The 8,324-nt window shown below is 72.6% G+C and carries 3 protein-coding genes; 2 read left to right on the forward strand and 1 reads right to left on the reverse strand.

What is annotated here, in order from left to right; all coding sequences use genetic code 11:
- Nucleotides 1-600 precede the first annotated feature (600 nt).
- Nucleotides 601-4,923 (forward strand): AAA domain-containing protein, encoded by a 4,323-nt coding sequence (locus ACFT41_RS18025; RefSeq protein ID WP_377587189.1) that lies wholly within the window; start codon nucleotides 601-603, stop codon nucleotides 4,921-4,923.
- A complete protein-coding gene (locus ACFT41_RS18030; protein ID WP_377587188.1) occupies nucleotides 4,916-5,044 on the forward strand; it encodes a hypothetical protein in 129 nt (42 codons plus the stop codon). The genes ACFT41_RS18025 and ACFT41_RS18030 overlap by 8 nt, the downstream gene beginning before the upstream one ends.
- A gap of 59 nt (nucleotides 5,045-5,103) precedes the next feature.
- Here ACFT41_RS18030 and ACFT41_RS18035 read toward each other — a convergent pair whose 3' ends face one another.
- Nucleotides 5,104-8,175 carry a DUF3427 domain-containing protein gene (locus tag ACFT41_RS18035; protein ID WP_377587187.1) on the reverse strand — a complete coding sequence of 1,024 codons (3,072 nt, stop codon included), beginning with the start codon at nucleotides 8,173-8,175 and terminating at the stop codon, nucleotides 5,104-5,106.
- Nucleotides 8,176-8,324 lie beyond the last annotated feature (149 nt).

The raw sequence follows: 8,324 nt of genomic DNA on the forward strand, positions 1-8,324 counted from the left end.
CACGATGGAGCCCTGCCGGTACTGTCCACAGGGCCGTCGGTGGCCAGGCGGAGCGGCGTACGTCCGGCGTCCCGGCGCTGCCCGCCGCGTCGTGCCAACGACGTCGTACCAACGACTCAGAGGGGTGGCGCTGGTGATGCTGTGGGCGTCAGTAGCGCTCACTAGGCTGCTGGAATGACGGTGTGAACTTGAAGGAGTGGGCGCATCAGCTACCGGGATCTCGTACGCGACCGCACGGCGACGTTACGAGTCCGGGACGCTGCCCGTTTCCACGTACCGTCTCGGTCGGCTGATCATGGTCGGTGAGCCGTTGACCGGCGTAGCTCCGAACACCGGGCTGACGGTGGTGTACGCCTGTGTTTCGTCGGCCGACCAGGAATCGGACCTGGATCGGCAGGTCGCCCGGGTCGCTGTGTCGATACCGCCGGGAGTGGCCCGGTGGCAGCACGTGGAGCCGACCAGAAGACCCGCGTACGCGGGCAGGTGGCCGTGAAGCGTGAACCCGGCACGGCATCCGCCGACAAGACCGGGACCGTCCTGCCGCAAGGCAGAACTACCAACCGTGTGCTCGCTAGAGCGCACTGAAAGGTAACGGTTCACATGCTTTCCCGCGTCACCTCCGCGACGGAGACGCCGTCGCTGATCCTCGACCGCGCGACGTCCCTCGTCGACTACCTGATGGCCGTCCGTGCCCAGCTGGAGAAGCCGGCCCGCACGGTGCCGCAGGCGGACGCGTACTGGCAGCACGACCTTCCCGACCACGCCGACTGCCAGGTGGGCGCCTCCACCGCGGACGGCAGCTGGCTGCGCGTCGGCCTCCCGCCGGCGCCGAAGCAGCTCCGGGCGCCCGCCGAGTTCGCCCCGTACCTCGCCGAGCCGCTGTCGCCCGCCACCGAGCCCCGGCTGACCGGCGACGAGGAGAAGGTCGAGCTCCTGCAACCCCGCTTCGCGCAGTGGCGGGACCAGCAGTGGCGCCCCTGGGCCGAGCAGACCCGCCGCACCGAGCGGGTCCGCGACCTGCACCGCGGCCTGTTCGACCTGAAGCACCGGGTGGACATGGACGCCGCCACCCACGAGCTGGTGTGGGGGCACGGCGTGCTGCGCGCCGACGTCGCCGGGCACCGGGTGCGGTACCCGCTCGTCGCGACCCCGGTCGCCATCGAGTTCGACGCCGACCGGTCGCTGATCCGGGTGGTGCCCCAGGGCTCCGCCCGGGTGCAGACCGACTCGTTGACCGGCCTCGACGAGCGGTACCTCGGTCAACTGCTCGCGCTGACCGGGCCCGGCGGGCAACTCGACCTTGACGTCTGGGACGACCCCGCCCGTCAGGAGTTCCTCGAACGCGCGCTGCGCCGCCTCGGGCACGACCCGACCGTCCGCGCCGCCGACGCCCCCGCCCCGGGCGGACCACACGCCCACGACACCGGCGTGCTGTTCGTCCGGCCCCGGCAGCGGATGCTGCGCCGCTTCCTGGAGGAGCTGCGGGCCCGGCTGCTCGCCGGAGACACCGCCAGCATCGGCGCGCTGGCCGCCATCCTCGCCCACGAACCGAGCCGCCTGGAGATGCCGCAGGACCAGCCCGCCCGGTGGGCGCCGCTGGGGGAGCGGCTGCTCATGCCGCTGCCCACCAACGAGGCGCAGGAGTCCATCGCCCGCCGCCTCGCCCAGCACCGCAACGTCGCCGTGCAGGGGCCGCCCGGCACCGGCAAGACCCACACCATCCGCAACCTCATCTGCCACCTGATGGCACACGGCAAGCGGGTGCTGGTCGTCGCCCAGAAGGAGGATCCGCTCCGGGTTCTGCGCGACGGCCTGCCCCAGGAGATCCAGTCGCTGTGCCTGGCGGTGCTCGGCCGCTCCACCGACCAGCTCGTGCAGCTCCAGCTCGCCGCCCGCGAGCTGTCCGACCGCGGCGCCACCCTCGACCGGCGGGCCGAGCAGCAGAAGGTCGACCGGCTGCGCCGGCAACTGGAGGAAGCCGAGCGGGACCTCGGGCTCGCCCTGGGCGGCCTGCGCGCCGTCGCCGAGAACGAGTCCGCCCGGCACGAGATCGACGGCATCCGGCTGTCACCCGGCGACGTCGGCGCGTGGCTGCGGGAGCGGGCCGACCGGTACGGCGACATCCCCGACCCGGTCGCCCCCGACCTCGACGCCCCGCTGACCGTCGAGGAGTTCAGCGACCTGCTCGACATCGCCCGGCGTACCGAAAGGCGGGACCGCACCCAGGCGCTGCGCCACCTGCCGACGGCGGCCGACCTGCCCACCGCCGAGGCGGTCCGCGCCGCCCGCCGCGACCTCGGCGCGGCCCGCCTCGAACTGGACCGGCTCGCCGACGCCGGGGTGCTCGTGCCCGAGGTACGCGTCTTCGGGCAGCCCGCCCTGGAGGAACTCGCCGGGCAGCTGCGGGAGGCCCGCACCCTGCTCACCGAGCGGGAGGGCGCGTGGACCGACCGCCTCGGCACCCTGCTCCAGGCCGACCCCAACTGGCGGATCCGGTGGGAGGACCACGTCACCGCCAGCGAGCAGGCGCTCGCCGACCTGGCCGCCGCCGCCCGGGTCATCGCCGGGCACGAGGTCACCGTCGCCGACGCCCAGCTCACCGAGCCGCGCCGGCTGCTGGCCCAGCTCGACGAGCTGCGGCAGCGCTTCGCCGCCGGCAAGGGCGTCAGCAAGCTCTTCCACGGCACGCTCGCCCGGATCGCCACCGACTGCCGCATCGACGGCGAGACGCTGCGCGGCACCGACGACGTCGACATCGTCGTCGCATACGTCACCCGGCGCCGGCTGCGCCAGGCGCTGGCCACCCGGTGGGCGGAGTGGCGGGCGACCCTCGGCCTGCCGGCGGAGGCCGGCGACCAGCCGGAATACTGGACCGGCCAGCTGCTCACCGCCGCCGCCACCGCCCTCGACTGGGACCGGCGGCGCTGGCCCGCCCTGCTGGGCACCGTCCGCCGGTTGCTGCCGCGCGCCGAGCACACCACCGACGTACGCCGGCTCACCGCGCTGGCCGCCCTGCTCGGCCGCTGCCCGGCGGTGTTCGCCCACGACCGGCTCGTCGCCGAGCGACGCCGGCTCGACGCGCTGCTCCAGCACGGCATGTCCAGCACCGACGCCAGCGACCTGTGGCGGCTGCTCGACCAGGCCCACCAGGGCGACCTCGACGGCTGGGACGGCATCCTCGACGAGGTGCGCCGGCTCGCCGCCCTGCGCCCCGAGGCGCAACGCCTCGCCCAGCTCACCGACCGGCTGCGGCCCGCCGCCCCCGACTGGACCGCCCAGATCGAGGACGGCACCGCCGCCGCCCTGCACGGCACCGGCGCGGACTGCCTCGGCCGCTGGCGGTGGCGGCGCGCGCAGACCTGGTTCGACCAGGTCGTCGGCAGCGTCGACCCGGTCGCCCTGGGCCGGCGCGTCGACCGCACCCGGGAACGGATCCGACAGCTCACCAAGGAACTCGTGGTCGCCTCCTCCTGGCTGGAGGTGTCCCTGGCGCTGGATGACCGGCGGCGCGCCGCCCTCGCCGACTGGACCACCGCGCTCCGCAAGATCGGCAAGGGCACCGGCAAGAGCGCCGCCATGTGGCAGGCCCACGCCCAGAAGGCGATGGCCGCCGCCGTGGACGCCGTGCCCGTCTGGGTCATGTCCGTCGACCGGGCCATCGAGCAGTTCGCCGGCGGCGCCCGGTTCGACGTCGTCATCGTCGACGAGGCATCCCAGGCCGACCTGTTCGCGCTGCCGATCCTCAGCCTCGCCGAACGGGCCGTCGTCGTCGGCGACGACCAGCAGATCGGCCCGCAGCTCTCCTTCGTCGGCAGCGTCACCGGCCTGATCAACTCGCACCTGGCCGACGTGCCGTCGGCCGAACACTTCGACCCGGAGAGCAGCCTCTACGACCACGCCGTACGTCGATCCCCGGAGCGGATCCTGCTGACCGAGCACTTCCGCTCCGTGCCGGCCATCATCGGCTTCTCCAGCGACACCTACTACGGCGGCGAGATCGAACCGCTGCGCACCGACCGGCCCGCCGGCATCGGCGACCCGGTCGTCGCCGTGCACGTGCCCGACGGCATCCGCCAGGACCTGCCCGCGTACGGCAACGTCAACGTCGCCGAGGCCGAAGCCCTCGTCGCACGGGTCGCCGCGATCGTCGCCGACCCCGCCTACGCGGGACGCAGCATCGGCGTGGTCAGCCTGCTCAGCACCAGCGGGCAGGCACTCTACCTGCTCGCCCGGCTCCGCGAGGAGATCGGCGAGGAGGAGATGGAACGCCGCCGGCTGCGCGTCGGCGACTCGTACACCTTCCAGGGCGACGAACGGGACGTCGTGCTCGTCTCCACGGTCGTCTCCCCGCACAACGGGGTCGTCTCCGCCTTCACCAAGCGCGACCACCACCGCCGGGTCAACGTCGCCGCCTCCCGGGCCCGCGACCAGCTGTGGGTGTTCCACTCCGTGCAGCCCGCCGACCTCCGCGACGACGACGCCCGGGGGCTGCTGCTCAGCTACTGCCAGAACGTCAACACCGCCGAGGAGGCGTACGACGACCTGGAGAAGCGCTGCGACAGCGACTTCGAACGCGAGGTGCTGCGCCGGATCCTGCGCCGGGGGTTCCGGCCGCTGCCGCAGTTCCGCATCGGCTCGTACCGGATCGACTTCGTGCTCCCCGCCCCGGACGGCCGGCGGCTCGCCATCGAATGCGACGGCGACGCCTACCACGGGCCGGACCAGTGGGAGAGCGACATGCGCCGGCAGGCGGTGCTGGAACGGGTCGGCAACTGCGTCTTCGTGCGGATCCGGGGCAGCGTGTTCAGCCGGGACCCGGAGGCGGCGCTGGAACCGTTGTGGCAGCGCATCGAGGAGCTGGGCATCGGCGTTGACCAAATGGCGGAGCGAGCCGTCGGGGAGGAGGGACAGCGCGGTGACTGATCGGGTCGACTGGAACGAGTTGCGCGACCGTCGCATGGCCGAGCCGGGGGCGACCGAGGCATACGAGGCGACCCGGATCGCCTTCGAGCTGGAACAGGACGAAGGTCCCGAGAGCTGGTGACCGAGCCCTCTGCCGATGCCGCGCTTCCCGGAGCACGCTGAGGGAAGACCGACGGCTGGTCATGCGGCGATGGCGCGGGCCGCCGCGTACAGGTCGGCCGGCAGCGGGTGCGCCAACTCCCAGACGATGCGCATCGGCCGGTCCCCGGTGTGCCGCCGGTACGCCATCGGCCCCGCGTACAGGTAGGCCGGCGCGCCCAGGTCCCGGTCCGGCACCCGGGTCTCCCGCACGAACAGGTGCACGCTCGACCCCAGCCGCTCGTGGTTGACATACCGCTGCCCGGTCGGCGACGCCGCCGACGTGGTGCTCTGCGACTCCCATTGGAACAGCCGCTCGGTGACGGCCCGGTCGGCGTACATGGTGGTGGGGGAGTAGTGCTGCTCCGACTTGACCAGGGTGACGAAGAACAGGTCCGCCTGCTCGGACTCCAGCCACTTCACGCCCTCCCGCAGCGACCCGGGGTTGGGCATGCCGAACGCCGCGCACGCCTCGTTGCGGCTGTAGCGGGCGTGCACCCGCAGCGCGCCGACGGGGGCGGTGACCCGGTGGATACGGTCCCGCAGCACCTCGGCGAGCTGCCGCAGCTCGGCGCAGCGCGCGGGCGTCTCCCAGAGTCGGGCGAGCCGTTCGTCCCGTTCTTCCCGCGACGTCAGCGTGGCGTTCGGCCCCCACAGGTCGAAGTGCAGCATGTCCCACAGTCGCCCCGGCTCCGGCTGCTCACCGGCGGCGACCCGGGCCAGCAGGTCGAGGCGGTCGACGTCGTCTAGGTGCAGCATCCGCCCGATGGCCCGCCCCAACTCCCGGTCGTCCGGGCCGGGTGCCGAGGCGTCCAGGCCGGCGAGCCGCCGCAGCCCGGCCCACCCGCCGACCGACGCCGACCGGTACACGTCCTCGACCTCGAGGCCGGCCTCCCGCAGGAACTCGGCGAGGCCGACGTCCCCGAGCTGCCGCAGCTCGGCCACCAGGCCCTTCTTCGAGGTGGGCAGGGCGCTCTTGAGGTTGCCGAGCACGATCTCCTTCGCGACCCGGTCGAGCTGGACGTGGCAGCCGCTGGGCAGGGAGGGGAAGTCCTGCTCGACCGCGTCCCTGATCGCCCGCCGGGTGACCCCGGTCAGGGCCCGCCAGCGCAGGTCGAAGCGGAAGTTGGCGTGCTGCCCGCCGATGAAGTCGAGCACGGTCAGGCACGGCTTGTCGTCGTCGAGGCGCAGGCCCCGGCCGAGCTGCTGGAGGAAGATCGTGGCGCTCTCGGTGGGGCGCAGCATCAGGATCGTGTCGACCATCGGCAGGTCTACGCCCTCGTTGAACAGGTCGACGGTGAACAGCACGCGCAGCTTCCCGGCCTTGAACTCCCGCAGCAGGCCGTGCTGCGCCGGCCGGTCCGCCCGGGACGTCACCGCCGCCGACGGTACGCCGTGCCGGGTGAACCAGTCCGCCATGAACTCGGCGTGCCCGATGCTCACGCAGAACCCGAGCGCCCGCATCCGGTCCACGTCCACCGTGCCCCGCACGCTCTTGAGGATGAGCCGTGCCCGCGCGTCGTCGCCGGTGTAGATCGCGCCCAGCTCGCCCTGGTCGTATCCCTGGCCGCGCTTCCACCGCAGGTGCGACAGGTCCACGTCGTCGTGCACCCCGAAATACTGGAAGGGGGCCAGCAGTTGCCGCTCCAGCGCCTCCCACAGGTGCAGCTCCACGGCCGCGCGTCCGTCGAACCACCGCCGCACATCGCCGCCGTCGGTCCGGTCGGGGGTCGCCGTCAGCCCCAGCAGTACGCGCGGCGTAAGCCGCTCCAACAGCCGGGCGTACGTCGGTGCCTCCGCGTGGTGGAACTCGTCGACGATCACCATGTCGTACGCCGTGGGGTCGAGCTCCCGGCGGTGCAGCGACTGGATGGAGGCGAAGACGTGCGTCCAGTCCTTCGGCACCTGGCCGCCCACCAGCGTCTCGCCGAAGCTGCCGTCGCCCATCACCTGCCGGAACGTCGACAGGCTCTGCCGCAGGATCTGCTCCTGGTGGGCCACGAACAGCAGCGAGTCGACGGTGCCGCTTCTGTGCAGGCGTCGGTAGTCCAGGGCGGCGACGATGGTCTTGCCGGTGCCGGTCGCCATCACCACCAGGTTCCGGTGCCGGCCGTGGACCTGCCGCTCCGCGTCCAGGTCGGCCAGGATCTCCGCCTGGTACGGGTACGGCCGCACGTCCAGGTTCGCGATCGGCGTCGGCGCGTCGGCGGGGCGCTCCCCGCTGAGCGCCTGCCGCAGCCGCTCGCTGTCCCGGCCCGGCTCGTATGCCTCGAACGCCGGGTCGTTCCAGTAGTCCTCGAACGTGGCGGTGAACGTGTCGATGACGTGCGGCTGCTCCACGTTGGAGATCCGCACGTTCCACTCCACCCCGTCGACCAGCGCCGTCCGCGACAGGTTGCTCGATCCGACGTACGCCGTGGTCATGTCGTTGTTGCGACGGAACAGCCACGCCTTGGCGTGCAGGCGGGTCGTCCTGGTCTCGTAGGAGACCTTGATGTCGGCGCCCAACTCGGCGAGCCGGTCCAGTGCCCGCTGGTCGGTCGCGCCAAGGTACGTCGTGGTGATGACCCGCAGCGCGCCGCCCCGGGCGGTCAGCTCGCGGATGGCGGGCTCGACGATGCGCAGCCCGTGCCACTTGATGAACGCGCAGAGCAGGTCGACCCGCTCCGCCGACGCCATCTCGTGGGTGACCTCGTGACCGATGCGCGGCTGGTGGCGGCCGTTGACCAGCAGCGCGCCGGTGGAGAGCGGGGTGGTGGGGCGGGCCGGGAAGGTCGGCTGCGCGGGTGGGGTGGGCGGGGCGGCGATGGCGTGCAGGAGGTTGCGGGCGTCGGCGACCTGGTCGTGGTGGTCGGTGGCGGCGGGGCTGAGCGCGGCGATGGCCTCGGCGATGTGATTGGTCAGGTCGACCTGGCGGTGGAGCTTGTCGTCGCCGCTGGGGACGGACTGGAGTGCACGGCTGATGAGGGCGGCCAGGTGCCGGGTCAGGGGGTGGTGGGCGTCGGCGGGGTCCAAAGGGTGATGCTGGACGTGGGCCGGGTCGAGGTGATGGAGATGGGCGGCGAGCTGGCCCGTGATCAGATGCTCGTAGATGCCCACCCCAGGCTCGTCCATGAGGTCGGAGGATAGCGCGTCCTCGCTCGATACGCGGTCATGCCGGAGAGAAGGCGGCGAGTTCAGTCAGTCGTAGCACTTGATCTTGGTGGTTCGGTGGGACAGGATGCCCGCCGTGCGCAACATGCTGACGTTGGCTGATCGTGAAG

This window comes from Micromonospora sp. NPDC057141 (assembly GCF_042670805.1).
Lineage (GTDB): Bacteria > Actinomycetota > Actinomycetes > Mycobacteriales > Micromonosporaceae > Micromonospora.